Annotated in this window: 23 protein-coding genes and 1 pseudogene; 16 read left to right on the top strand and 8 right to left on the bottom strand. The window is 61.3% G+C overall.

Annotated elements, in window-relative coordinates; all coding sequences use genetic code 11:
* The first annotated feature begins 144 nt into the window (after nt 1–144).
* The 5 genes from mgrA (at nt 145) to G9X68_RS13375 (ending at nt 5,949) form a co-directional block, all read left to right on the top strand.
* A complete protein-coding gene (gene mgrA, locus G9X68_RS13395) occupies nt 145–1,176 on the top strand; it encodes an L-glyceraldehyde 3-phosphate reductase (RefSeq protein ID WP_171602764.1) in 1,032 nt (343 codons plus the stop codon).
* A gap of 93 nt (nt 1,177–1,269) precedes the next feature.
* Entirely contained in the window at nt 1,270–2,883 is a 1,614-nt protein-coding gene (locus G9X68_RS13390) for a glycoside hydrolase family 43 protein (protein WP_171602763.1), read from the top strand.
* A 531-nt stretch (nt 2,884–3,414) separates the two neighbouring features.
* Nucleotides 3,415–4,341 carry an ABC transporter ATP-binding protein gene (locus tag G9X68_RS13385; RefSeq protein ID WP_171602762.1) on the top strand — a complete coding sequence of 309 codons (927 nt, stop codon included), beginning with the start codon at nt 3,415–3,417 and terminating at the stop codon, nt 4,339–4,341.
* The gene (locus G9X68_RS13380; RefSeq protein WP_003540416.1) at nt 4,338–5,099 is read left to right on the top strand and encodes an ABC transporter permease; all 762 of its coding nucleotides are present in this window, start codon (nt 4,338–4,340) and stop codon (nt 5,097–5,099) included. Before G9X68_RS13385 ends, G9X68_RS13380 begins: the two co-directional genes overlap by 4 nt.
* A 112-nt stretch (nt 5,100–5,211) precedes the next feature.
* The gene (locus G9X68_RS13375; protein WP_171602761.1) at nt 5,212–5,949 is read left to right on the top strand and encodes an SDR family oxidoreductase; all 738 of its coding nucleotides are present in this window, start codon (nt 5,212–5,214) and stop codon (nt 5,947–5,949) included.
* Here the strand turns inward: G9X68_RS13375 and G9X68_RS13370 are convergent.
* The 5 genes from G9X68_RS13370 to G9X68_RS13350 all read right to left on the bottom strand — a co-directional run bounded on the left by G9X68_RS13370 (nt 5,912) and on the right by G9X68_RS13350 (nt 9,192).
* Nucleotides 5,912–6,835, bottom strand: a complete 924-nt coding sequence (locus G9X68_RS13370) for a LysR family transcriptional regulator (RefSeq protein WP_171602760.1) — start codon at nt 6,833–6,835, stop codon at nt 5,912–5,914. The two genes, G9X68_RS13375 and G9X68_RS13370, sit on opposite strands and share 38 nt — an antisense overlap.
* Before the next feature lie 127 nt (nt 6,836–6,962).
* Nucleotides 6,963–7,400, bottom strand: coding sequence for an EamA family transporter (locus G9X68_RS13365; protein WP_171602759.1), 438 nt, complete (start codon nt 7,398–7,400; stop codon nt 6,963–6,965).
* A 74-nt stretch (nt 7,401–7,474) separates the two neighbouring features.
* A complete protein-coding gene (locus G9X68_RS13360; RefSeq protein ID WP_171602758.1) occupies nt 7,475–8,176 on the bottom strand; it encodes a TIGR02281 family clan AA aspartic protease in 702 nt (233 codons plus the stop codon).
* On the bottom strand, nt 8,173–8,391 hold the full coding sequence (locus G9X68_RS13355) for a DUF1289 domain-containing protein (protein WP_171602757.1): 219 nt from the start codon (nt 8,389–8,391) through the stop codon (nt 8,173–8,175). The genes G9X68_RS13360 and G9X68_RS13355 overlap by 4 nt, the downstream gene beginning before the upstream one ends.
* Before the next feature lie 18 nt (nt 8,392–8,409).
* Entirely contained in the window at nt 8,410–9,192 is a 783-nt protein-coding gene (locus G9X68_RS13350) for an adenosylcobinamide-GDP ribazoletransferase (RefSeq protein WP_171602756.1), read from the bottom strand.
* Between the two features lie 169 nt (nt 9,193–9,361).
* Here G9X68_RS13350 and cobT point away from each other — a divergent pair, with 169 nt between their 5' ends.
* Together cobT and G9X68_RS13340 are read left to right on the top strand one after the other, a co-directional pair.
* Nucleotides 9,362–10,378, top strand: coding sequence for a nicotinate-nucleotide--dimethylbenzimidazole phosphoribosyltransferase (gene cobT / locus G9X68_RS13345; protein ID WP_171602755.1), 1,017 nt, complete (start codon nt 9,362–9,364; stop codon nt 10,376–10,378).
* A gap of 137 nt (nt 10,379–10,515) precedes the next feature.
* The gene (locus tag G9X68_RS13340; protein ID WP_171602754.1) at nt 10,516–10,905 is read left to right on the top strand and encodes a diacylglycerol kinase; all 390 of its coding nucleotides are present in this window, start codon (nt 10,516–10,518) and stop codon (nt 10,903–10,905) included.
* Nucleotides 10,906–11,009: 104 nt separating this feature from the next.
* On the opposite strand, the gene G9X68_RS13335 is transcribed toward G9X68_RS13340, so the two are convergent.
* The gene (locus tag G9X68_RS13335; protein WP_171602753.1) at nt 11,010–12,545 is read right to left on the bottom strand and encodes a sensor histidine kinase; all 1,536 of its coding nucleotides are present in this window, start codon (nt 12,543–12,545) and stop codon (nt 11,010–11,012) included.
* A 106-nt stretch (nt 12,546–12,651) separates the two neighbouring features.
* On the opposite strand from G9X68_RS13335, the gene G9X68_RS13330 reads away from it, so the two are divergent.
* From G9X68_RS13330 to G9X68_RS13310, 5 genes and pseudogenes are all read left to right on the top strand, one after another.
* Nucleotides 12,652–13,209 carry a thermonuclease family protein gene (locus tag G9X68_RS13330; RefSeq protein ID WP_171602752.1) on the top strand — a complete coding sequence of 186 codons (558 nt, stop codon included), beginning with the start codon at nt 12,652–12,654 and terminating at the stop codon, nt 13,207–13,209.
* A gap of 4 nt (nt 13,210–13,213) precedes the next feature.
* Complete coding sequence (locus G9X68_RS13325) at nt 13,214–13,846, top strand: uracil-DNA glycosylase family protein (RefSeq protein WP_171602751.1); 633 nt, start codon at nt 13,214–13,216, stop codon at nt 13,844–13,846.
* Nucleotides 13,847–13,915: 69 nt separating this feature from the next.
* Entirely contained in the window at nt 13,916–14,404 is a 489-nt protein-coding gene (locus tag G9X68_RS13320; RefSeq protein WP_003540387.1) for an Lrp/AsnC family transcriptional regulator, read from the top strand.
* 712 nt (nt 14,405–15,116) lie between these two features.
* Nucleotides 15,117–16,145, top strand: a complete 1,029-nt coding sequence (locus G9X68_RS13315; protein WP_171602750.1) for a porin — start codon at nt 15,117–15,119, stop codon at nt 16,143–16,145.
* 319 nt (nt 16,146–16,464) lie between these two features.
* Nucleotides 16,465–16,584, top strand: a pseudogene (locus G9X68_RS13310) (LysR substrate-binding domain-containing protein); the annotation flags it as partial.
* A gap of 27 nt (nt 16,585–16,611) precedes the next feature.
* Here the strand turns inward: G9X68_RS13310 and G9X68_RS13305 are convergent.
* Nucleotides 16,612–17,295 carry a DNA alkylation repair protein gene (locus G9X68_RS13305; protein ID WP_171602749.1) on the bottom strand — a complete coding sequence of 228 codons (684 nt, stop codon included), beginning with the start codon at nt 17,293–17,295 and terminating at the stop codon, nt 16,612–16,614.
* Nucleotides 17,292–18,161 carry an NAD(P)-dependent oxidoreductase gene (locus G9X68_RS13300; RefSeq protein ID WP_171602748.1) on the bottom strand — a complete coding sequence of 290 codons (870 nt, stop codon included), beginning with the start codon at nt 18,159–18,161 and terminating at the stop codon, nt 17,292–17,294. The genes G9X68_RS13305 and G9X68_RS13300 overlap by 4 nt, the downstream gene beginning before the upstream one ends.
* 266 nt (nt 18,162–18,427) lie before the next feature.
* Between G9X68_RS13300 and G9X68_RS13295 the strand changes: the two genes are divergently transcribed.
* The 4 genes from G9X68_RS13295 to ssuC all read left to right on the top strand — a co-directional run bounded on the left by G9X68_RS13295 (nt 18,428) and on the right by ssuC (nt 22,420).
* Nucleotides 18,428–18,796, top strand: coding sequence for a hypothetical protein (locus tag G9X68_RS13295; RefSeq protein ID WP_171602747.1), 369 nt, complete (start codon nt 18,428–18,430; stop codon nt 18,794–18,796).
* Nucleotides 18,797–18,994: 198 nt separating this feature from the next.
* Nucleotides 18,995–19,960, top strand: a complete 966-nt coding sequence (locus G9X68_RS13290; protein WP_171602746.1) for an aliphatic sulfonate ABC transporter substrate-binding protein — start codon at nt 18,995–18,997, stop codon at nt 19,958–19,960.
* A gap of 369 nt (nt 19,961–20,329) precedes the next feature.
* Nucleotides 20,330–21,505: an FMNH2-dependent alkanesulfonate monooxygenase gene (ssuD, locus tag G9X68_RS13285; RefSeq protein ID WP_171602745.1), complete on the top strand. Its 1,176-nt coding sequence runs from the start codon at nt 20,330–20,332 to the stop codon at nt 21,503–21,505.
* A 78-nt stretch (nt 21,506–21,583) separates the two neighbouring features.
* On the top strand, nt 21,584–22,420 hold the full coding sequence (gene ssuC, locus G9X68_RS13280) for an aliphatic sulfonate ABC transporter permease SsuC (protein WP_171602744.1): 837 nt from the start codon (nt 21,584–21,586) through the stop codon (nt 22,418–22,420).
* Nucleotides 22,421–22,430 lie beyond the last annotated feature (10 nt).

Raw genomic sequence — 22,430 nt, 5'->3', positions numbered from 1 at the left:
TGAGGAAGGCGGCGCGGCATGTCCCTTCGCCCCGTTTACGGGGAGAAGGTGGCGGCAGCCGGATGAGGGGCAGGTGTCGGCAATCTCTTGGGCCGAGGATGTCGCATGACGACCAGATAGCTATTTTATCAAGGAGACATTCAGATGAGCTGGCAACCGGCCGCAGACCGTTATTCGAAAATGAAATATAACCGCACGGGCCGTTCCGGCCTGAAGCTGCCGGCCGTCTCGCTCGGCCTTTGGCATAATTTCGGCGGCGACACGCCGCGTGACCGCAAAATCGATATGTGCCGCACGGCCTTCGACCTCGGCATCACCCATTTCGACCTCGCCAACAATTACGGCCCGCCTCCCGGCAGCGCTGAGACCGCCTTCGGCGAAATCATGCGCACCGAATTCGTCGGGCTTCGCGACGAGTTGATCATCTCCTCCAAGGCCGGCTACGACATGTGGCCTGGACCCTATGGCGAATGGGGCAGCCGGAAATATCTGATCGCCTCTTGCGACCAGAGCCTGAAGCGCATGGGCCTCGACTATGTCGACATCTTCTACTCACACCGCTTCGACCCGGAAACACCGCTGGAAGAGACCTGCGGCGCGCTCGATCATATCGTCCGTTCCGGCCGGGCGCTCTATGTCGGTATTTCCTCCTATAATTCGCAGCGCTCGCGTGAAGCCGCAAAGATCCTCAAGGATCTCGGCACGCCGTGCCTGATTCACCAGCCGAGCTATTCGATGCTCAACCGCTGGGTCGAGGACGACCGGCTGCTCGATACGCTGGATGAGGTCGGCATGGGCTCGATCGTCTTCTCGCCGCTCGCCCAGGGCATGCTGACGACGAAATATCTCGGTGGCATTCCCGAAGACAGCCGCGCGGCGCAGAACCACTTTCTCAAGCGCGACTACATCCGCCCCTCGATCATCGACAATATCCGCAAGCTCAACGAGATCGCCGAAAGACGCGGCCAGACTTTGGCGCAGATGGCGATCGCCTGGGTACTGCGCGGCGGCCGCGTGACCTCGGCGCTGATCGGCGCAAGCCGCTCGTCGCAGATCGTCGATTGCGTCAAGGCGCTGGATAATCTCGAATTCAGTGTCGAGGAGCTTGCTGAGATCGATGTCTATGCCCGCGAGGCCGACATCAACCTCTGGGCCAAGTCCGCCGAACGCGAATAGTCATCTCAGGCCCGGAGGCAACTCTTCCCGGCCTTTTCTGCTATAATCTGATGTACGTACAGCAAAACACCGCCGGTCGGAGGAGACCCTGTCATGATCCGCAATCCCATCCTGCCCGGGTTCAATCCCGATCCGTCGATCTGCCGCGTCGGCAGGGATTATTACATCGCTACCTCGACCTTCGAATGGTATCCGGGTGTGCAAATCCACCATTCGCGCGATCTGGTGAACTGGACGCTGGTGCGCCGGCCGTTGGAGCGCAGATCGCAGCTCGACATGCGCGGCAACCCCGATAGCTGCGGCATCTGGGCGCCGTGTCTTTCCTTTGCCGACGGGCAATTCTGGCTGGTCTATACCGACGTCAAGCGCTTCGACGGCAGCTTCAAGGACGCGCCGAACTACATCGTCACGGCCCCCACGATTGAGGCCGAGTGGTCCGAGCCGGTCTATGTCAATTCCTCCGGCTTCGATCCTTCGCTCTTCCACGACGATGACGGCCGCAAGTGGTTCGTCAACATGCAGTGGAACCACCGCACCGAAAGCTATGGCGGCTCGCCGAAATCGCCGGCCTTCGACGGCATCCTGCTGCAGGAATGGGATCCGGCGGCAAAGGCGCTGAAGGGGCCGATCAAGAACATCTTTGCCGGCAGCCCGCTCGGCCTCGTCGAGGGCCCGCATCTCTTCAAACGCAACGGCTGGTATTATCTGACCACTGCAGAGGGCGGCACCGGCTACGACCATGCCGTCACCATGGCGCGGTCGCGTAGTATCGACGGACCCTATGAGATGCATCCGAACATGCATCTCATCACCTCCAAAGATCACCCGGGCGCGGTGCTGCAGCGGGCAGGGCACGGTCAATATGTCGAGACGCCCGAGGGCGAGGCCTATCACACCCATCTCTGCGGCCGGCCGCTACCCCCAAAGCGGCGCTGCACGCTGGGCCGCGAGACTGCCCTGCAAAAGTGCGTTTGGCGCGACGACGACTGGCTCTATCTCGAAAACGGAACCACCGTGCCCGATGTCGATGTGCCCGGCCTCTCCGGCGCGGTGCCCGTGGAAAAGCCGATGCGCAGCGAATACAGCTTCGATGGCGGCACGCTGCCCGCCGATTTCCAATGGCTGCGCACGCCAGAGCCCGCGCGCATCTTCAACCTGACGGATCGTCCCGGCCATTTGCGTCTGATTGCACGCGAAAGCATCGGCTCCTGGTTTGAACAGTCGCTGGTCGCCCGCCGCCAGGAACACCACAGTTTCCGCGCCGAAACCGTGATCGAGTTCTCGCCCGACATCTATCAGCAGGTGGCGGGCCTGACGCATTATTACAACCGCCACAAGTTTCACGCGGTCGCCGTAACGCTGCACGAAACACTCGGCCGCTGCGTGACAATCCTCTCCTGCAACGGCGACTACCCGAACGGACGCCTCAGCTTTCCCGCCGAAAGCGGCGTGGCGATCGCCGCCGAGGGCCGCGTCCAGCTTGCCATGGAAATCCGCGAGAACGACCTGCAATTCTTCTGGCAGACAGAAGGCAAGGGCTCTTGGCAGCCGATCGGCCCGATCCTCGACGCCGGCGTGATTTCCGACGAAGGCGGACGCGGCGAACACGGCTCCTTCACCGGCGCCTTCGCTGGTGTATTCGCCTTCGATACGTCGGGCCGGGCGAAGGTCGCGGATTTCGACTGGTTCAATTACGACGAACTGTGAGGGGGGCCACCCTTGGTCGCTTTCATCCGCAGTGGATCGGAAAGAGCGAGGAGCGGAGAAGAGGCAGATAAAAAGAAAGCCGGCGCAGGGCCGGCTAAGACGGAACGCGGTTAGACAGGGGATACTGGCCGGTTCCAAGCACTTCGTGACTGAACAATAACTTTCACTACATGCCGAGGCAGCAAAAAAAGGGGCGCAACGAGAACACCCGAGACGGCTCCGCAAAGGGGTGGGCGGCGGGGCGGATGCCGGTGCTGGCCTCGGTTCTCTTATCGGGCACGAATGTCACCAGATGATGACATTTGAAACCAGCTGCTGCCTTTCTTTTGCCGGCGAGGCCGGCTTCGTCGCAAAGACCCGATGCCGGCTATCTCACCTGCGCCAGCGGGTCCACCTGCACCAGCGGGACGCCTAAGCCAAACTGTGTTAACAGCGCGCGAATGCAGTGTTCATGCGCTTAAGGATGTTAAAGCGTTACAAAGGGACTATATAGCGGCCGAAGTAACTTCCGAGAATCCGCAAGAGTCCCGCATGGCCCCCATCATTTCCGTTCAGAACCTCACCAAGACCTATGCCAATGGGTTCGAGGCCCTGAAGGGTATCAATCTCGACGTCGAAAAGGGTGAGATTCTGGCGCTGCTCGGGCCGAACGGCGCGGGCAAGACGACGCTGATCTCTATCATCTGCGGCATCGCCAATCCGAGCGGCGGCCGGGTGCTGGTCGCCGGCCACGACGTGGTGAAGGATTTCCGCGCCACCCGCGGAATGATCGGGCTGGTGCCGCAGGAGCTCACCACCGATCAGTTCGAGACGGTGTTCAATACGGTGAGCTTTTCGCGCGGGCTGCACGGCAAGAAAGCCAATCCTGCGCATATTGAGAAGGTGCTGCGCGCGCTCTCGCTCTGGGACAAGAAGGACAATATGCTGCGCCAGCTTTCTGGCGGGATGAAGCGGCGGGTGCTGATCGCCAAGGCGCTCTCGCATGAGCCGGATATCCTTTTCCTCGACGAGCCGACGGCCGGCGTCGATGTGACGCTGCGCAAGGACATGTGGCATGTCGTCGAAGAGCTTCGAGCCTCCGGCGTCACTATCATCCTGACCACCCATTATATCGAAGAGGCCGAGGAAATCGCCGACCGTGTCGGCGTCATCAACGGTGGCGAGTTGCTGCTCGTCGAGGACAAGGCAGCGCTGATGGCCAAGCTCGGCCGCAAGCAGCTCATCCTCGATCTCACCGAACCGCTGAGCCGCCTGCCGGATTGTTTTGCTGGCAACGGGCTGACGCTGGAAGCGGACGGCAACCGGCTGACCTATGATTTCGACGCTGGCAACGAACAGGAAAGCATCGCTGCCCTGCTGACCCGGCTCGGCGAGAACAATATCCATTTCAAGGATCTCTCGACGCGGCAAAGCTCGCTCGAGGACATCTTCGTGGCGCTGGTGGGAGCGGATAAATGAACGTCGAGGCCGTCAAATCGATTTATTTCTTCGAGATGGCGCGCACGCGCCGCACCCTGCTGCAGAGCGTCATCTCGCCCGTCATCTCGACCTCGCTCTATTTCATCGTTTTCGGCGCCGCAGTCGGCTCGCGCATCCAGGAGGTGGAGGGCGTGTCCTACGGCGCCTTCATCACGCCCGGCCTGATCATGCTGACGCTGCTCGGCCAATGCATCAGCAACGGCTCCTTCGGCATCTATTTCCCGAAATTCACCGGCACGATCTACGAGGTGCTTTCCGCGCCGGTGGCGATGACGGAGATCTTGCTCGGCTATGTCGGGGCCGCGGCGACCAAGGGAATGATCATCGGCTTCATCATCCTCCTGACCGCCAATCTTTTCGTCGACGTCAGGATCGAGCATCCCTTCATGATGATCCTGTTCTTCCTGCTGACGGCGATCACCTTCAGCCTGTTCGGCTTCATGATCGGTATCTGGGCCGGCAATTTCGAACAGCTGAATCTCATTCCCATGCTGGTCGTGCCGCCGCTGACCTTCCTCGGTGGGAGCTTCTACTCCGTCAGCATGCTGCCGCCCTTCTGGCAGGCGGTCAGTCACCTCAACCCGGTGCTCTATCTCGTCAGCGGCTTCCGCTGGAGTTTTTACGGGATCGCCGACGTCAACCCGGCGATCAGCCTGGCAATGATCACGGTGTTCCTGGTGATCTGCCTGGGAACACTCGCCTGGATCTTCAAGACCGGCTACCGGCTGCGCAACTGATCAATCACCCGAACAGCGCCATCGGAAAACCCGATGACGTCATCGGTTTCTTCCGATTTTCTTCCGCTCCGGCCCGAGGCATCTGCTGCGTTAGCCAAGAAGGAGACGGCAGATGACGGATATCAGAATCGAAAGCGCGAGGATCATTATTGTTGGCGGCAGTTCCGGAATGGGACTGGCGCTGGCGAGGCGGTTGCTCGCGGAAGGGGCGGCGGTGACGATCGCAGGACGCGGCGAAGATAAGCTTGCTGCGGCCCGCCGCGATCTCGGTGACCATCCGAAACTTAAGACGTATGCCGTCGATATATCGCGCGAGGAAGAGGTCGCGGCGCTTTTCGGCAGTAGCGGGACAGTCGATCACATCGTCAGCACGGCGGCCGATATCGAAGGCGCCTATCAGCTGCTGCCTTCGATCGAGCTTGCGGTGGCGCAACGGGTGGTTGAAAGTAAGTTCTACGGGCCACTACTGCTGGCGAAATACGGGGCCACCCATTTGCCGCCGTCAGGATCGATCACCTATACGTCAGGTGTCGCGGCCTACCGGCCGGCGGCGCGTGGATCGGTGGTCGCAGCCGTCAATGCGGCGCTGGAAGGCCTGGTCAGGGCGCTTGCTGTCGAACTAGCGCCGATCCGGATCAATGCGGTGTCGCCCGGATGGGTGGATACGCCGATCTGGAGCTTCGTCGCCGGCGACGCCAAGCAGGCGACGCTTGAGGCTATGGCACAGCGCCTGCCGGTCGGACGCGTTGGGCGGCCCGATGATATTGCCGATGCGATCCGCTTCCTGATCGGCAACGGATTCACCACCGGCACTATCCTGCATGTCGAAGGCGGGCATCGGCTGGTCTGAGCGGCGAGAGTTCTTCGCTTGCCGATTGCAGCAGGAGAGTAAGCGCCGGCGGCTGTACGCGCCTGCGCCGCCACATCATCACCAGCGAGGCGGCAGGCGGTTCGCCCGGCCATGGCAGTTCTACGACGTTGCCCAGCGTTGCGGCCGGACCGACGGCAAGGCGGGGGACGAGGCCAAAGCCGGCGCCGGATGCAACGAGCCGGACGATCGTCGCGATGCTGTCGGCTTCCGTGACGATTGAAGGCGCTGCAATCTGCGCTTCGGCAAAGGCAGTGTCGAACAGGTGCCGGTAGACGCAGCCGGTTTCGGTGGCGACGAAGGGCGCGGTGCTCAGTGCCGCGAGGCTTGCGGGTGGTCGGGCTTGAAAATCGCGCCCGGCAATCAGCACCAGCGGTTCGCTGCAGATTCGGCGCGTCAAGAAGCGCTCATCCTGCTGCCCGCGATCGAAGGTGAAGGCGACATCGATCGAGCCGTGCTGCAATTGCGCCAGCAATCCGCCGCTGTTACCGATCTTGATTTTGAGGCCGACGTCTGGGTTCTTCTTGCGAAAGAGTGACAGCCAGGGCGCCAGCCGCTCGGCGGCGATGGTTTCGAGCGTACCCAAGGTGACGGACTGTTCGGCATTGCCGGCTGCAGCACTGATGGCGGCCTTCGCCTCCTCGTTCAGCGCCAGTATCTCTTCGGCATAGGCCTTGAGGACCGCGCCTGCGGGTGTCGCGATTACGCCCTGGCGGGAGCGGAGGAAGAGTTCTGCACCCAGTTCCTCTTCCAGCGCCTGTATCTGGTCGCTGAGGCTCGACTGAGCGAGATTGACCTCGGCAGCGGCGCGCGTGAGGTTTTCGTGCCGGATCACTGCGAGGAATGTCTTCAATTGTCGTGGGTTCATATCGAGCTCCGGCATGGCGCGGAGGCGCCGTGACGCAGGATATCAACAAAGCAGAAGGCGCTGCAACGCAGGAGCATGTGGCGGCGAACTGCTTGTCTTATGCTGCTGCATATTGCACCAGTTCCCGTCAGGCGCTGCTGACGAGAACGGCGCCCGAGATGATGAGGAGGGTGCCGGCGGCGAGCTTTATTATGTCGAGTTCGGAGGCTTCGCCGAGAAAGACGGCGCCGATTGCCAGCGTCACCAGCACGTTGCAGCTCCAGATTGGGGCGAGCTTCGAGACCGGGACACCATAAGTGAAAAGCGCAAAGCTGATGAGGCCGGTGCCGATAGCAAAGCAGGCGCCGACGGTGGCGGCAAAACCGAGACCTTCGGCGGTCCAGGGGGCAGGGGGCCAGATCAGGGCGGCAATCATGCCGGCGAGTGCGCAGGCAGCGCCGAAGGCGATCAGATAGTCGGCGGAGCCGGTGGCCGATGTGGCGCTCTGTTTCTGGAAGATGGCGGTGATGCCCCAGAAGAGGGCGGGCAGAACGCCGCCGATGACGATCGGCCAGAGTGAATTCATTGCGAAGCTCCTGTCGCACCGACCGCTGCCGTAAAGACGCCCGCAGTGGCAGCGGATCATGAGCTCTGCGAGGCTTAATCACGCATGCGGAGTTCGTCGGTCTGCATCTGGAGCGAGCCCAGCGTTTCCAGGAAGCTCATGCCGAGCAGGCTCTGGTCGAGCCGGCCGTCCTCTGCGACGCTGGCTGCGACATTGTTGCGGACGATAGGCCCGATCGCCACCTGATCGAGCGTGACGGGTGCTGCGCGGCCGCGGCCATTGGCGGTCATGATCGTCATGGAATAGGTGAGGCGGGAGAGGTCGATACCGATCCGTTCGGCATCGTCGTGCGACAGCGCCACCATGCTGGCGCCGGTATCGACAAGCATCTCGACCGTCTGGCCATTGACCGAGACATCAGCTTCGAAATGGCCGTTCAGCAGCTTGTGCAGGATGATCTCCCGGCCGCCCTCGCTTGTCGTGACGACGACGGCGCGGCCGGGAACCAGGCCGGCGAGCAGCCTGTTGCCGACGCCGAGCGCTTCCTGGCGATAGAGATAGACGGTCACGAGCGCCAGGATGATGACCAGCCAGATCATCATCTGGCGCATCGTTTCGCCGACACTGCGCCGGCTCGCCCAGATGCCGGCCGACAACATCAGCGCGATCGGCAGCAGGTAGACGACGCGGCCGAAGTCATCACTCTGCAGGCCAAGGATGCGGCTGCTGTCATTGTTGACGATCAGTACGGCAAGGCCGATGCCTATCACGACGAGGAAGACGGTCAAACGGATCATAAAACCCGCTCCGGCCCGCCAGCGAGGCTCATTTTCATATGGTTCGACAGCGTGGTAGCGCCTGCAAGCCTTGCCGGCAGCAGCGCCATGATCCGTTGCCGCTCGGTGTCGGAATAGCTCGTCCAGTTGCCGATTTCCTGAAGAGTCCGGCCGCAGCCGGCGCAAAATCCGGTGGTGGGCTCCAGGGAACAGAGGTGAATGCAGGGCGTTTGCATGAAGGATATATCGGAGTTTCAAAGAGCCGTGGCAAGGGCGCAAAGAGTGGCGATCTCGCAAATTTGCTGCGTCGCGCCCAGCGTATCGCCGGTGTGTCCGGCAAGTTTGCGGCGGATGAAATCGGTGAAGGCGAGCCCTGCGATGCCGGTGGCGAGCAGGCTTGCAACCAGCGGCCGCAGGCCGAATGCCGGCCAGATCAGAAGCGCTGCGACGAGGCCGGCTGAGGCGAGCGCAAACTGCATCGCCGCCTCGTCCGGCTGGCCCGTCGAGGCGGCCACGCCATCGGCCTTTGCCGGTGCCAACCGCTGCCAGTGCCAGGCGATGGCGCCGCGGCTGAGAGCCGCGACGGCGGGAATGGCGAGGGCTGCAGTGAGCGGCGCGGAATTGCGGGCGATCACAGCAAGCGCGGCTGCGCGGATCGCGAAGGAGAGAATCAGCGCTATCGCGCCATAGGTGCCGATCCGGCTGTCTTTCATGATGAGAAGGCTCTGTTCGCGGCTCTTGCCGCCGCCGATGCCGTCGGCCGTATCGGCCAGACCGTCCTCGTGCAGCGCGCCGGTGACGAGGACCTGGATGGAAAGCGCAATCAAGGCTGCCATCAGCGGGTCCGCACGCAGCGCCAAAAGGAGGAGGAGGGCGAGTGCGGGGATGAGACCGATGACGATGCCGGCAAAGGGAAAGGCGCGCACCAGCCGGCCGAGCCTGCCGTCATAGCCTTTGAACAGCGATTGCGGCATGGGAATGCGGCTGAGGAAGGCGACGGCGCGGGCGGTATCGACCGCATGGTCCTTGATCTTCATTCTGCTTCGTTCTGCCAGAGGTTTCGGCTTGTGGTCTCGGCTTATGGTCGCGGCGGCGCTTTTGGAGTTGTTCGCCTCGTCCGCCCGCTTTAAGAGAGTGGCCATCCGCAAAGAAGCTGATTTGCGTGGAAAAAACAAGAATACCCGGATTTATAGGAAAACCGCACAGATGAGCGTATCAGGCCTGCCGTTCGACGATTTCCGTACCCTTCTCCGCGACCTGCCGGGGCCGGATGCCCGCGCACTGGTGGCCGCGCGCGAACGCGACGCGCAGCTGACCAAGCCGCCGGGCGCGCTCGGACGGCTCGAGGAAATCGCCTTCTGGCTTGCCGCCTGGACGGGCCGCATACCTGCCGTCAACCGGCCGCTGGTGGCGATCTTTGCCGGCAATCATGGCGTTACCAGACAGGGCATCACGCCCTTTCCGCCTGCGGTGACGCAACAGATGGTCGAGAACTTTGCAGCCGGCGGTGCTGCGATCAACCAGATCTGCGTCGCCTATGATCTCGGACTGAAAGTCTTCGATCTGGCGCTCGATTATCCCACCGGCGATATCACCGAGGAGGCAGCGCTTTCCGAGCGCGATTGCGCCGCGACCATGGCCTTCGGCATGGAGGCGATCGCCGGAGGCACCGATCTGCTCTGCATCGGTGAAATGGGCATCGGCAACACGACGATTGCTGCGGCGATCAACTATGCGCTCTACGGCGGCTCGGCGCGCGACTGGGTAGGGCCCGGCACCGGTTCGGAGGGCGAGATGCTGGAGCGCAAGATCGCGGCGGTGGAAAAGGCGGTGGCGCTGCATGCAGACCATCTCGACGATCCGCTCGAGATCATGCGCCGGCTCGGCGGCCGCGAGATCGCGGCGATGGCCGGCGCCATCCTTGCCGCCCGCATGGAGCGCATCCCGGTTCTGATCGACGGTTATGTCGCGACCGCCGCGGCGGCGATCCTGAAAGCCGCCAATCCGTCGGCACTCGATCATTGCCTGATCGGCCATGTCTCCGGCGAGCCCGGACATCTTCGCTCGATCGAGATGCTCGGCAAGACGCCGCTTCTGGCGCTTGGCATGCGGCTCGGCGAAGGCACCGGTGCGGCGCTGGCCGCCGGCATCGTCAAGGCGGCCGCTGCCTGCCATTCCGGCATGGCGACCTTCGCCCAGGCAGGTGTAACCAACAAGCATTGAGGCTGCGGCCGGTGCCGCTAGTCAGCGCGTTCGCTTGCACGGCTCAAGTGGATTCGGTATTTGCGTATTCGCTCATCAAAGAGGAGACGGCAAAGCCTCTCCCGGTCTGTGATGCAACGGGAAGAGGAGAGGGCATCTTGACGAAGCCTGCGGTGACGAAAGAGACCGGAATTCGGCATTTCATCGCCGCGGCCAGCTATTCCTGGGCAGGCTTCCTGCGGGTGCTGAAAGAAGCGGCCTTCCGCCAGGAACTCGGTTTCTTCGTCGCTTCGATCGCGGCGCTGGCGCTGGTGGGAGCTACTGCGGGTGAGATCGTCGTCGCGGTGCTTCTGTTTCTCGGGCTCTTTTCGATGGAGGCGATGAATACCGCCGTCGAAGAGGTGATCGACCGGATTTCGCCGGAGATTTCAATCGTCGGCAAGCATGCCAAGGATCTCGGCTCCTTCGCGGTGACCTGCATGATCGCCGCCTGCTGCCTCTATCTCGGCTTCGTCCTAGCCAAGCACCTGTTCTTTGGATCCGGATGATTTCACGCTGGGTCGGCCTGAAGTCATCCGGATCCAAGTCAAAAATTGGAGCATGATGTCGCCCGAAAACCGCTCACACTTTTCGGCATCATGCTTTCGCTGAATCAGGCAAAACTCTTGCGCTTGCGCGCGACGGCCTGCGCTTCCTCGACGGCCGGCAGGCTCTGGAGCACGCGCTTGGCGGGCAGGATGGCGATGACCTCGGTGCCCTCGCGCAGCTTCGATTTCAGCAGGAACTGACCGTCATGCTTGGCAAGGATCGCCTGGACGATCGGCAGGCCGAGGCCGGTACCCTGTTCGGCGCTCTTGATGGCGATCGAGCCCTGGCCGAAAGCCGACAGAACGACCGGAATCTCTTCTTCCGGAATGCCGGGGCCGTTGTCCTTGATCGAGATGTATTGTCCACCGCCGGCCGTCCAGCCGACCTTGACGTGGATTTCGCCGCCCTGCGGCGTGAACTTGACGGCATTGGAGAGAAGGTTGAGCACCACCTGGCGCATCGACTTTTCATCGGCCCAGATGGCCGGAAGCTGCCGCTCGAATTGGTCCGAAATGGCAATGTTCTTGGCGCGTGCGCGCAGCTGGACCATGCCGATGCAATCTTCGGTGATATCGAGAAGCGAGATCGCCTCCTCGCTCAGCTCGTACTTTCCGGCCTCGATGCGGGAGAGGTCGAGGATCTCGTTGATGAGATCGAGCAGATGCTGGCCGGAGCGGTGGATATCGCCGGCATATTCCTTGTAGGTCGGATTGGCGAGCGGCCCCATGACTTCGGCCGTCATCACCTCGGAAAAGCCAAGGATGGCGTTGAGCGGGGTTCTGAGCTCGTGCGACATGGAGGCAAGGAAGCGCGATTTGGCGAGGTTTGCCTCTTCGGCGCGGCGGCGGGCCTCGTCGGACATCGACTTCGCGACTTCCAGCTCAGCGATCAGGTCGTCCTTCTCCGATTGGTAGGAAAGGATCCTGAGGTTCGATTTGAAGAGCCGGTCGCTGATATAATTGAAGAAGACGAGGGTGGTGGTGAAGAGCCCCGTCAGGCTGATTTCGAGGAGGTCGCGCGACAGGCCGCTCTTGGCGGCAAGCGCCAGGACCGCCGGCGAGAAGGCGGCGAGCACGGCGGGCGTCAGCATGAAGTTCGACATCGCCGTGACGGAGAGCGCGATCAGCAGCGTGGCGCCCTTATAAAGAATGAAGCTCGATGGCTCGCAGGTGTTGCACCCCTGCAGCGCGAAGACGGCCCAGCAGCAGCCGAGCAGGAACTGGCCGAGAAGCAGCAGGCGGCGCCATTTGCGGGCGCTCTCGGAGGTGATCTCCTGCCGGCGCGCGCGCCTTGCAAGCAGGATATTGCCGGCGTGACAGGTGAGTGTCAGCAGCGCCCAGAAGAGCAATTGCGTGTTCTGGGTGAAATAGACGCCAAGCGCGGTGATGATGACGACGAAGAGCGGCATGATCGTCGCGCCCTGCAGCACCGACGCCACATACATGTTGAGCACGTCACGATCGAAGGAGGAATTGGACGCATGACCGGACTGAAGACGTTCGCGCGTTTGCCGCACGGCCTTGGAAACGGCCTTGTTGCGGTGGCTGCGCGACCTGTCGACGATGATCTTGTCGGTCGATGTGCTTACGCCGGTACTCATGTGCACGTTGAAACTTCATCCCAGGGTGGATAAGAGCTTAACCGGCAATTCTTAAGAAGATGTTTGCCATCTTTGCCAAGGATTTGTTTTTTAAGGAGGCAAAAGCGTGACACGGGGCCTGCGCCTGATTCGCGACGGCGTGACTGCTTTTGCCCTGCTGGCGCTCGTGGCGCTGATCGCCGCCAAGTTCAACGATGCAGCAAAAATCGAGCATGCCGGCGCCTTCCATGCTGCCGACGGCGACAGCTTGGCATTGGGAGACGAGCGTTTGCGCCTCGAAGGTATCGATGCGCCGGAGCTCAACCAGAGCTGCGAGCGGGCGGGGAAAGCCTGGGCCTGCGGGCGGGCGGCGCGTGCGGCGCTGCAGGAGATGGTGCTGGTATCGGGAACGCTTTGTCAGGGCAGCCGGCGCGACCGCTACGAAAGGCTGCTCGTCGTCTGCCGGAGCGGGGCAGGCGGCGACATCAATGCCGCCATGGTGCGCCGGGGCATGGCGATTTCCTATGGCGATTATGGCAAGGAGGAGGCCGAGGCCAAGGCTCAGAAGGCGGGTCTCTGGGCCGGGACTTTCGAACGGCCGCGCGATGTGCGCGATCATGCGCGCCAGACTTCCGTTTTCGACGGCGCCCTGCGCTTCATCGGGCAGATCGTCGGATGGGAGTAAAGCCATGAGCGACGAAGCCATGCTGGAGACGCTGCGGCAGGAGATCGCCTCCTGTCGCATCTGCCGAGACGTACCGGCGAAAGGCCTCGAATACCGGCTGCCGCACGAGCCGCGGCCGGTGGCGGTGATCTCATCGAGCGCGCGCATCCTGATTGCCGGGCAGGCGCCCGGGCTTCGGGTGCATGAGAGCGGTCTGCCGTTCGACGATGCATCGGGAGACCGGCTGCGATCATGGCTCGGCGTTGACAGGGCAAGCTTCTACGACCGAGACCGCGTCGCCATCGTGCCGATGGGCTTCTGCTTTCCTGGCTACGACGACAAGGGCGCGGATCTGCCGCCGCGGCGCGAATGCGCGCCGTTCTGGCGGCAAAGAGTGATTTCGGCCATGCCGCAGATCGAACTGGTGCTGGTCATCGGCCAATATGCGCAGGCCTGGCATATGGCCGGCGAAAGGCGGGACAATATGACCGAGACGGTGCGGGCGTGGCGCGACAGTCTTCTGTCCGGCCGATCGCCGGCGGTGCTGCCGCTGCCGCACCCGAGCTGGCGCAACAGCGGCTGGCTGAAGCGTAATCCCTGGTTCGAGCAAGAATTGCTCCCGGTCTTGCAGGATCGGACGAAAATGCTGCTTTCCTGAAACAAAATTCTTTTCGTTACGCGGAATCGAGTTATACAAAGAAAATAATTCGAAAGGACTGTTGTGCGCATGGATCGCCTCGACCGAAAAATACTGCGTCTTCTGCAAGAAGATTCGACGCTTGCCGTTGCCGATCTCGCCAAGAAAGTGGGGCTTTCGACGACGCCGTGCTGGCGGCGAATCCAGAAAATGGAAGAAGACGGCGTCATCAAGCGCCGAGTCGCCATCCTCGATCCGGAGAAGGTCAACACCAAGGTCACCGTCTTCGTGTCGATTCGCACTGCCACCCATTCGATTGAGTGGTTGCGCCGCTTTTCCGAGGTGGTCGCCGAATTCCCCGAGGTGGTCGAATTCTACCGGATGAGCGGCGATGTCGATTATCTCCTGCGAGTCGTCGTGCCCGATATTGCCGCCTATGACGCTTTTTATAAGCGGATGATCGCCAAGATCGAGATTCGCGACGTTTCCTCCGCCTTTGCGATGGAGCAGATCAAGTATTCGACGCAACTGCCGCTCGATTACATGATTCTCGACAATGCCAAATCCAACGAGGATTGAGGTCCAGCGTGCGGCGATGACCGCACGCAATCTTGCAAAATCCAACGAGGACTAGACCAGGCGTCAGTCTGGCCGGCGATATGCCCGTTGGTGGCGAGATGTGACACCCTGGCCGCGCGCGGGAATGCCGGTTCGGCAAGACCGGGTTTTGGCATATCCGGCGGCGACTGCAAAAAGCCTTAAAAATAGCGAAAAAACGCTCAAATCGGTCCAAATTCCTGGAAAAGTGAATAGCCTGGTAAGGATTCCGGGGATACGGTCGAGGTAACCAATGGCGATATGTCATAATATTGTCTCATTGGTATCGAATTCAGAACACCATGTTCTAGACCGTCACCTTGTTTGTGCTTGTTAGCCGGCGGTAGAATTTATGCGCTTCACCAGTATGTTCGACGGGGGTTGGACGGTGGAGAATTTAACAATGGGGGTATAGCGTTTGCGGCTTGCGATGGAGGATTTCCGTCGCGGAGCCTTTTGGTGTTTCTTTCATCTAAGCATTTGAAGTTGTTGTATAAAAATCACGTTGCCGGTGAAAGTGTCTCAAGGGACCCATCCGGCGAGTATCGTGAATTGCTTGATAGGGCCTCGTATGTGATGACGGTTTGGCGGTTCGATCGATCCGCACGCCGAGATGGCTGTTCAAACTGGGCCGGCTTCAAATCGACTCCCCGATCTGAAGCCAGCTCCGATCGACAAAGGAATGGATTGGTAAATGAACATCAGAATGGTTTTGCTTGCATCAGCAGCAGCATTTGCAGCATCGACGCCGGTTCTTGCAGCTGACGCTATCGTTGCTGCCGAGCCGGAACCGGTTGAATATGTTCGCGTCTGCGACGCTTACGGCACCGGCTACTTCTACATCCCGGGCACCGAAACCTGCCTCAAGATCGAAGGCTACATCCGTTTCCAGGTCAACGTTGGCGACCAGCCAGGTGGTGACAACGATTCTGATTGGGATGCAGTAACTCGCGGTCAGGTTCAGTTCACGGCCAAGAGCGACACCGAGTATGGTCCGCTGACTGGCGTCATCGTCATGCAGTTCAATGCTGACAACGCCACCGATCAGGATGCCATTCTCGACTCCGCTTACCTCGACGTCGCAGGCTTCCGCGCCGGTCTGTTCTACAGCTGGTGGGACGATGGTCTCTCCGGTGAAACCGACGACATCGGTTCGGTCGTAACGCTGCACAACTCCCTCCGCTATCAGTATGAAAGCGGCACCTTCTACGCTGGCCTCAGCGTCGATGAACTGGAAGACGGCGTTTACAAGCTCGGCGAAGAAGCCAACAACGTTGGCGTTGCCTTCGGCGTTGGCGGCACTGCCGGTGCGTTCAGCTACCAGATCACCGGTGGCTATGACGTCGACAACGAAGACGGCGCTATCCGTGCAATGGGTACGGTTGACATCGGTCCCGGTACGCTCGGCCTCGCCGGCGTGTACTCCACCGGCCCGAACTCCTACTACTCCGCAGCTGAATGGGCTGTTGCTGCTGAATACGCTATCAAGGCAACCGACAAGCTCAAGATCACCCCGGCCGTCCAGTACTACGGCAACTACTTCGGCGGCGGCACTGTCGTTCCGGATGACTTCGACGGTCTCGGCGATGCCTGGAAGGTCGGTCTGACGGTTGATTACCAGATCGTCGACAACTTCTACGCCAAGGCTACCGTATCGTATCTCGATCCGGATGATGGTGACGACTCCACTTCGGGCTTCTTCCGCCTGCAGCGTTCGTTCTAATCCACTTGGTGGATGCTCCCGGTCTTCGGATCGGGGGCACTTCAATCAGTTTCTGATCCGAGTGACCTCCGATCAGCTACGGGGACGGGTCCGGTCTTCCCTGCCGGGCCGTCCTTGCAGTGTTTCTGGTGTACCGTCTTCAAGGCCGTCGATCACGATGGCTTTTGGCGAGCCGATCACATGTCGGCTTCCTGCCAGCCTTGTTTCTTGAGGTACCCCGTTTTCAATTTTTTCAACGTGCTGGATCGACCGGTAGAATTGTCGTGCGGGCGGCTGCTTGTCCGTTGTCCTATTCTGTGTCGGCTGGTTTTGTCGCAACAAGCCGGACTGGCAATCGGAGGAGAGCCAGTTCTACATCGTCTTCACGACGGCCAAGGGCATGCCGCCGGCGGTGCGGGTCCTGATCGATTTCCTGGTCGAAAAGTCCAGGCAGCATTGATTTAGCTATTCGAGCCGGCATCCCGCCTTATCTCAACCGTGCCAATAGCTTTTCGCCGGCCAGTTCCCTGGCGGCATCCTTGCCGATCCAGCGGGCGGTTTTATCGGGGCTTTCCGCGAGGATCTTTGCGAGTGCCAGTGCCGGCGTATGGCAGGCGAGATCGCGCTTGCCGATGCTGCGCAGCGCCCAGTTGACCGCCTTGCGCACGAAGTTTCGCGGGTCACCGGCATGGGCCTCGATCAGCGGCATCCAGGCGAGGAGAGTCGCGTCGGACTCCTCTTTCCGATGGACGGCGGCACCGGCAATCATGGCGAAGGCGGTGCGCCTGATAAATTCACGGTCGTCGGCGGCGAAGTCCCAGATGAGCTCGTCCAGCCGGGCTTCAACAAAGAGATCGGCGGCGCAATCGACGATCTCCCAGGAGTTGAAATCATTTGCCCAATTTCGGGCTTCTTCCGTCGTCAATCGCTTCGGCTCGGCTGTGTAGAGGGCAAGCAGGCGGGCTTCTCGGATATCGCTTCGCCAGAGCTGCATAGCCCTGACATGATCCTTCTTCGCCAGTCTGGCGACCGCCTTGATATCGGGATTGGAGATACCGAGGGCGCGATCGGTGACGATGCCGAAGCGCGCCATGCCGGCAACATTCTCCTCCGAACGCAGCGTTTCGAGATGCGCGATCAATTCGGCCGCCTCGGAGGAGGGGCCGATCATTTCTCGAGGCGGGCGAGCAGCGAGGATGTGTCCCAGCGATTGCCGCCCATTGCCTGCACGTCGCCATAGAACTGGTCGACGACGGCGGTGACCGGCAGCTTGGCGCCATTGCGGCGGGCTTCGGTGAGCACGATGCCTAGATCCTTGCGCATCCAGTCGACCGCGAAGCCGAAATCATATTTGCCGGCGTTCATGGTCTTATGGCGGTTTTCCATCTGCCAGGAACCGGCCGCACCTTTGGAAATCACCTCGACGACCTTTTCGATATCGAGGCCGGCGCGCTTGCCGAAATGCAGCGCTTCGGCAAGTCCCTGGACGAGGCCGGCGATGCAGATCTGGTTGACCATCTTGGTCAGCTGGCCCGAGCCCGCCGGTCCCATCAGGCCAACCATGCGGGCATAGGCGTCGATGACAGGCCTGGCGCGTTCGAAGACGGCCTCGTCGCCGCCGCACATGACGGTCAGGGCACCGTTTTCGGCGCCGGCCTGGCCGCCGGAGACGGGAGCGTCAATGAAATCGACACCTTTTTCCTTGGCCGCGGCATAAAGTTCGCGGGCGACCTCAGCGCTGGCGGTGGTGTTGTCGATCAACACCGAACCCGGCTTCATGGCGTGCAGGGCGCCGTTCTCACCCGATGTCACCGAGCGGAGATCTTCGTCATTGCCGACGCAGACGAAGACGAAATCGGCGCCGGCCGCGGCCTCGGCCGGGGTGGGGGCAGATTTTCCGGAGAATTTCTCGGCCCAGGCGGCGGCCTTTTCGGCGGTACGGTTGTAGACGGTAACATCGTGGCCGCCCTTCGTCTTCAGATGGCCAGCCATGGGGAAACCCATGACGCCGAGACCGATGAACGCGACTTTAGCCATATGTCCTATCCTTTTCCTCAAGTGCAGGTCCGAGGATTAACCGAAACGGCGGGAGCAGAAAAGCCCGTGAAGGCGGACTTCCTTCCGATTGACGCATATGAGGCTGGCGGCCTTTCGGACGAGCCCTAAAGCGCGTCGCGATCTTTCAGATACGCTTGCCACGCGTTAGGTCTTTACTTTTCCGCATGTCTTTATCGCAAAACCGCTGCACACTTTTGCGAGACATGCTCTAGATTGGAGGGAAGGCATTATGTTCCGGGGGTGACATGAGCGAAATTCCGACGATCAAGCCGCGGCGCAAAGGCCGCAGCGGAATGCAGGCGATGCTCATTCCGTCGCAAGAGATGGTCGCAGAGCAGATACGATCGGCACCGGAAGGCATTCTCACCGACGGCGGCGTCCTCCGCCGCCGCCTCGCTGCCCAATACGGAGCGGACGCCTGTTGCCCGGTGACCGTGCAGCGGCATCTGCGCGCGATCGCTGAGCAGTCCTTCGGCGTGCTGGAAAAGGGCGAGCCGGTTTCGACGGTCACGCCCTATTGGCGCATGGTCGATCCTGCAAGCCTGCTTGCGAAGCGTCTTGCCGGCGGCCCCACCTTCATCCGGGAGCGGCTCGCCGCCGAAGGTCGGGAGTGAGCCCGGTTAGGGAAGCATAAGCCGCGCGCGAAAAAAATTTCGCTTGAGGGCGATTTTCGGGCCGCAAAATTTCAGCAAAGGCGGAAACTTGCAAATAAAATTGTCGATATAAATTATAGATTTCATCATCATGGCCTTCATCACTGACAGGGTCGACCAGCCGAAAACAGGCCCGGCACCATCAAAAAGGGGAAAGTCATGATTTCACGTCGACAAACGCTCGGGCTTTTCTCAGCAGCCGCGGCCACGGCAATCCTGCCGGCTGTCAGGCCGGCACGCGCTGCCGCCAGCGAATTCCGCATTGGTTGGCAAAAGAACGGCGTGCTGGCGCTCGCCAAGCGTCGCAGCGCACTTGAAAAGCGGCTTGCCGATCGCGGCATTACCGTCAGTTGGTCGGAATTCACCTCCGGCCCACCGCTTCTTGAAGCACTGGGCGCCGGCGCTCTCGATTTCGGCGCGACCGGCGATGTGCCGCCGCTGTTTGCCCAGGCGGCCGGCGGGCAGCTCTATTATGTCGGTCTCTACAAGGGCAGCCCGGCAGCCTCGGCCATCGTCGTGCGCAAGGATTCGCCCATCAAGACGCTTGAAGACCTCAAGGGTAAGAAGGTCGCCTTCAAGCGCGGCTCCAGCGCCCACAACGTAACTGTCAAGGTTCTGCGTAGGGCGGGCCTGAAGCCCGAAGATGTCGAGCAGGTCGACCTTTCGCCGCCGGATGCCGCCGCCGCCTTCAAGAACGGCAGTATCGACGCCTGGTCGATCTGGGATCCTTATCTGGCGATTGCCGAAGCCGATCCGGAGACGCGTATCCTGACGACCGCCGAAGGCATTGTCGACTCCTATAGTTTCTTCCTCGCCAACCGTGATTTCACCGAAGCGAACGGGCAGGTGATCGTCGACGTGATCGATGAGCTTGCCAAGGTCGGCAAGTCGGCACAAAGCAATCTCGACGCGACGGTGAAGGAGCTTTCCGAAATCACCGGTGTGCCGGCTGAGGTGACGCGCGCGACATTGACGCGCAAGGGCGCCGATCTCGGCAGCGTCTCGACCATCACCGATGCCGCTGCCGCCTATCAGCAGGCGCTCGCCGACGAGTTCCACGGGCTCGGCATCCTGCCGAAGAAGCTTACGACAGGCGATATCGTCTGGCGTCCTAAGGCGAGCTGATTTTTCGCCCGGGGCGAAGTTTTTCGCGGGGCGGCATGGAGAGGGCCTCCATGTCGCCGATCCGGAAAAATATTCTCCAAAATGGACTACAATAGCAAATTGATATTGTCGATCTAATTAGTGGTCTATGTCACTATTCTCGCGATCCGTGGGTGGATGCCGGCAACGTATCCACCCGATCGACAGGAATATTTCAGATGCTCACGCACAGACAGCCACCCGGCCTTCTCCGCCACCACCGCGATCCTCCCAAGCATCCGCGCGGCGGCGGCGCTGCGCAGGCAGACGGTTTGCGCGTGTTGTCGCTGGCCAGGGGCCATCTTGACCACGTGAGTTGATTTTCGAACTCGCAGCAAAGGACCGTCTTCCATGACCGCCACCTCAAATCCCATCAATTTCCTCTGGTTCATCCCGACATCGGGCGACGGCACCTATCTCGGTTCCTCCGATCTCAACCGCGCGCCCGAGATCGGCTATCTCACGCAGATCGCCCAGGCCGTCGACCGGCTCGGCTATTCCGGCGTGCTGCTGCCGACCGGAGTTGCTTGCGAAGAATCCTTCGTGACGGCAGCAGCCCTTGCCGCCAAGACCGAGAAGCTGCAGTTCCTGGTGGCGATTCGTCCCGGCACGGCATCGCCTGCCTATTACGCGCGTCTTGCGACGACGCTCGACCGCATCTCCAACGGCCGCCTGCTGCTCAACATCGTCGTCGGCGGTAGTCCGGCGGAGCTTGCCGGCGATGGCATCCATCTCGAACATGACGAGCGCTACGCCCATGCCGAGGAGTTCTTCACCGTCTTCGAGGAACTGCTGGAAAAGGGAACGGCAAGTTTCGACGGCAAATACATCAAGGCGACCAATGCGCGCCTCGGCTTCCCCTCGGTGCAGAACCCGCGCCCACCGCTCTATTTCGGCGGGTCGTCGGATGCGGGTATCGATTTCTCCGTCGGCCGTGTCGACAAGTATCTGACCTGGGGCGAGCCGCCGGCGCAGGTGGCCGAAAAGGTCGCCAAGGTGCGCAAGGCTGCCGGCGAGCGCGGCCGTGAGGTGAGCTTCGGCATTCGTCTACACTTTATCGTGCGCGAAACCGATGATGAAGCATGGGAGGCGGCCGAGCGACTGATCCGCCATCTCGACGACGATACGATCCGCGAGGCGCAGGAGCGCTTCGTCCACGAGTCCGACTCGGTCGGCCAGAAGCGCATGGCCGCCCTTCACGGCGGCCGGCGCGACAAGCTCGAAGTCTCGCCGAACCTCTGGGCCGGCGTCGGCCTGGTGCGCGCCGGCGCGGGCACGGCGCTGGTCGGCTCGCCGAAGACGGTGGCCGCGCGCCTTCGCGAGTATCAGGAGATCGGCATCGATACGGTGATCGGCTCCGGCTATCCGCATCTGGAAGAGGCCTATCGCGTCGCCGAACTGCTTTTCCCCGAACTCGGCATTACCCGCGAGCAGCAGCGCCTGGGCTTCAACAACGAGTTCGGCCGCAAGCAGGTCTTCGCAGGCGGCAGCCATGGCGGCAATCTGAAAGTCGTTTCCGGCTCCTGAGCTCGAACAGAGCGTGACACCGTCGCAAGCCGCTTACGGCTTGCGCCATCCTGCTTTCGATAGACGCGAGGACAAAGCATGTCGACTTTCGATACTCCGTTCGTACGATCGGTCGCTTCCGAAAAGGCCGGGAAGGCGGGTCTGCGCCTGCCGCTGCCCGGCCTGGAGAAGCTGACGCCTTACCTGGTGCCGGTGGCGATCGTGGCGTTCTGGCAGCTTGCCTCCTCTGTCGGCTGGATCTCGTCGCGCATCATGCCGTCGCCGGCCGATGTCGGCCTCGCCTTCTGGTCGACGACGGTTTCCGGCCAGTTGCCGAATGACGTGCTGGTGAGCGCCGGCCGCGCCTTTGCCGGCCTTCTCGTCGGTGGCTCGATCGGCTTCCTGCTCGGCATCGCCAATGGCGTATCGCGCATTTCCGAACAGCTGACCGATACGACGCTGCAGATGCTGCGCACCATTCCGCATCTGGCGATGATCCCGCTCGTCATCCTGTGGTTCGGGATCGGCGAGGAATCGAAGCTGTTTCTGACTTCGCTCGGCGTGCTCTTCCCGGTTTATCTCAACACCTATCATGGGGTGCGCAATGCCGATCGCGATCTGATCGAGATGGGCAAGGTGTATGGCATGGGCAACTGGACGCTGTTCCGCAAGGTGATCTTTCCAGGTGCGCTGCCGTCGATCTTCGTCGGCCTCAGATATGCGCTCGGCATCATGTGGCTGACGCTGATCGTATCGGAATCGATCGCCGCATCCTCAGGCATCGGCCATATGGCCAACAATGCCCGCGAATTCATGATGACTGATGTCGTCGTGCTCGCCCTCGTCATTTATGCCGTGCTCGGCAAGCTTGCCGATGTCATCGCCCGCGTTCTGGAGAGGCGGCTGCTTGCCTGGAACCCGGTCTATCAGAAATAGGAGAGACGCG

The organism is Rhizobium changzhiense (genome assembly GCF_013087625.1).
GTDB lineage: Bacteria > Pseudomonadota > Alphaproteobacteria > Rhizobiales > Rhizobiaceae > Rhizobium > Rhizobium sophorae.
Note: the sequence above shows the minus strand (reverse complement) of the source record. Positions and strands in the feature narration are given on the sequence as shown.

Coding starts and splice junctions, on each gene's coding strand:
- G9X68_RS13305 (WP_171602749.1), bottom strand. CDS start 17,295: ATGATCGGCCCCTCCTCCGAGGCGGCCGAATTGATCGCGCATCTCGAA.
- G9X68_RS13365 (WP_171602759.1), bottom strand. CDS start 7,400: ATGAATTCACTCTGGCCGATCGTCATCGGCGGCGTTCTGCCCGCCCTC.
- G9X68_RS13325 (WP_171602751.1), top strand. CDS start 13,214: ATGAGCGACGAAGCCATGCTGGAGACGCTGCGGCAGGAGATCGCCTCC.
- ssuC (WP_171602744.1), top strand. CDS start 21,584: ATGTCGACTTTCGATACTCCGTTCGTACGATCGGTCGCTTCCGAAAAG.
- G9X68_RS13300 (WP_171602748.1), bottom strand. CDS start 18,161: ATGGCTAAAGTCGCGTTCATCGGTCTCGGCGTCATGGGTTTCCCCATG.
- G9X68_RS13370 (WP_171602760.1), bottom strand. CDS start 6,835: ATGAACCCACGACAATTGAAGACATTCCTCGCAGTGATCCGGCACGAA.
- G9X68_RS13375 (WP_171602761.1), top strand. CDS start 5,212: ATGACGGATATCAGAATCGAAAGCGCGAGGATCATTATTGTTGGCGGC.
- ssuD (WP_171602745.1), top strand. CDS start 20,330: ATGACCGCCACCTCAAATCCCATCAATTTCCTCTGGTTCATCCCGACA.
- G9X68_RS13320 (WP_003540387.1), top strand. CDS start 13,916: ATGGATCGCCTCGACCGAAAAATACTGCGTCTTCTGCAAGAAGATTCG.
- G9X68_RS13290 (WP_171602746.1), top strand. CDS start 18,995: ATGATTTCACGTCGACAAACGCTCGGGCTTTTCTCAGCAGCCGCGGCC.
- mgrA (WP_171602764.1), top strand. CDS start 145: ATGAGCTGGCAACCGGCCGCAGACCGTTATTCGAAAATGAAATATAAC.
- G9X68_RS13355 (WP_171602757.1), bottom strand. CDS start 8,391: ATGCAAACGCCCTGCATTCACCTCTGTTCCCTGGAGCCCACCACCGGA.
- G9X68_RS13350 (WP_171602756.1), bottom strand. CDS start 9,192: ATGAAGATCAAGGACCATGCGGTCGATACCGCCCGCGCCGTCGCCTTC.
- cobT (WP_171602755.1), top strand. CDS start 9,362: ATGAGCGTATCAGGCCTGCCGTTCGACGATTTCCGTACCCTTCTCCGC.
- G9X68_RS13380 (WP_003540416.1), top strand. CDS start 4,338: ATGAACGTCGAGGCCGTCAAATCGATTTATTTCTTCGAGATGGCGCGC.
- G9X68_RS13335 (WP_171602753.1), bottom strand. CDS start 12,545: ATGAGTACCGGCGTAAGCACATCGACCGACAAGATCATCGTCGACAGG.
- G9X68_RS13385 (WP_171602762.1), top strand. CDS start 3,415: ATGGCCCCCATCATTTCCGTTCAGAACCTCACCAAGACCTATGCCAAT.
- G9X68_RS13360 (WP_171602758.1), bottom strand. CDS start 8,176: ATGATCCGTTTGACCGTCTTCCTCGTCGTGATAGGCATCGGCCTTGCC.
- G9X68_RS13390 (WP_171602763.1), top strand. CDS start 1,270: ATGATCCGCAATCCCATCCTGCCCGGGTTCAATCCCGATCCGTCGATC.
- G9X68_RS13315 (WP_171602750.1), top strand. CDS start 15,117: ATGAACATCAGAATGGTTTTGCTTGCATCAGCAGCAGCATTTGCAGCA.
- G9X68_RS13295 (WP_171602747.1), top strand. CDS start 18,428: ATGAGCGAAATTCCGACGATCAAGCCGCGGCGCAAAGGCCGCAGCGGA.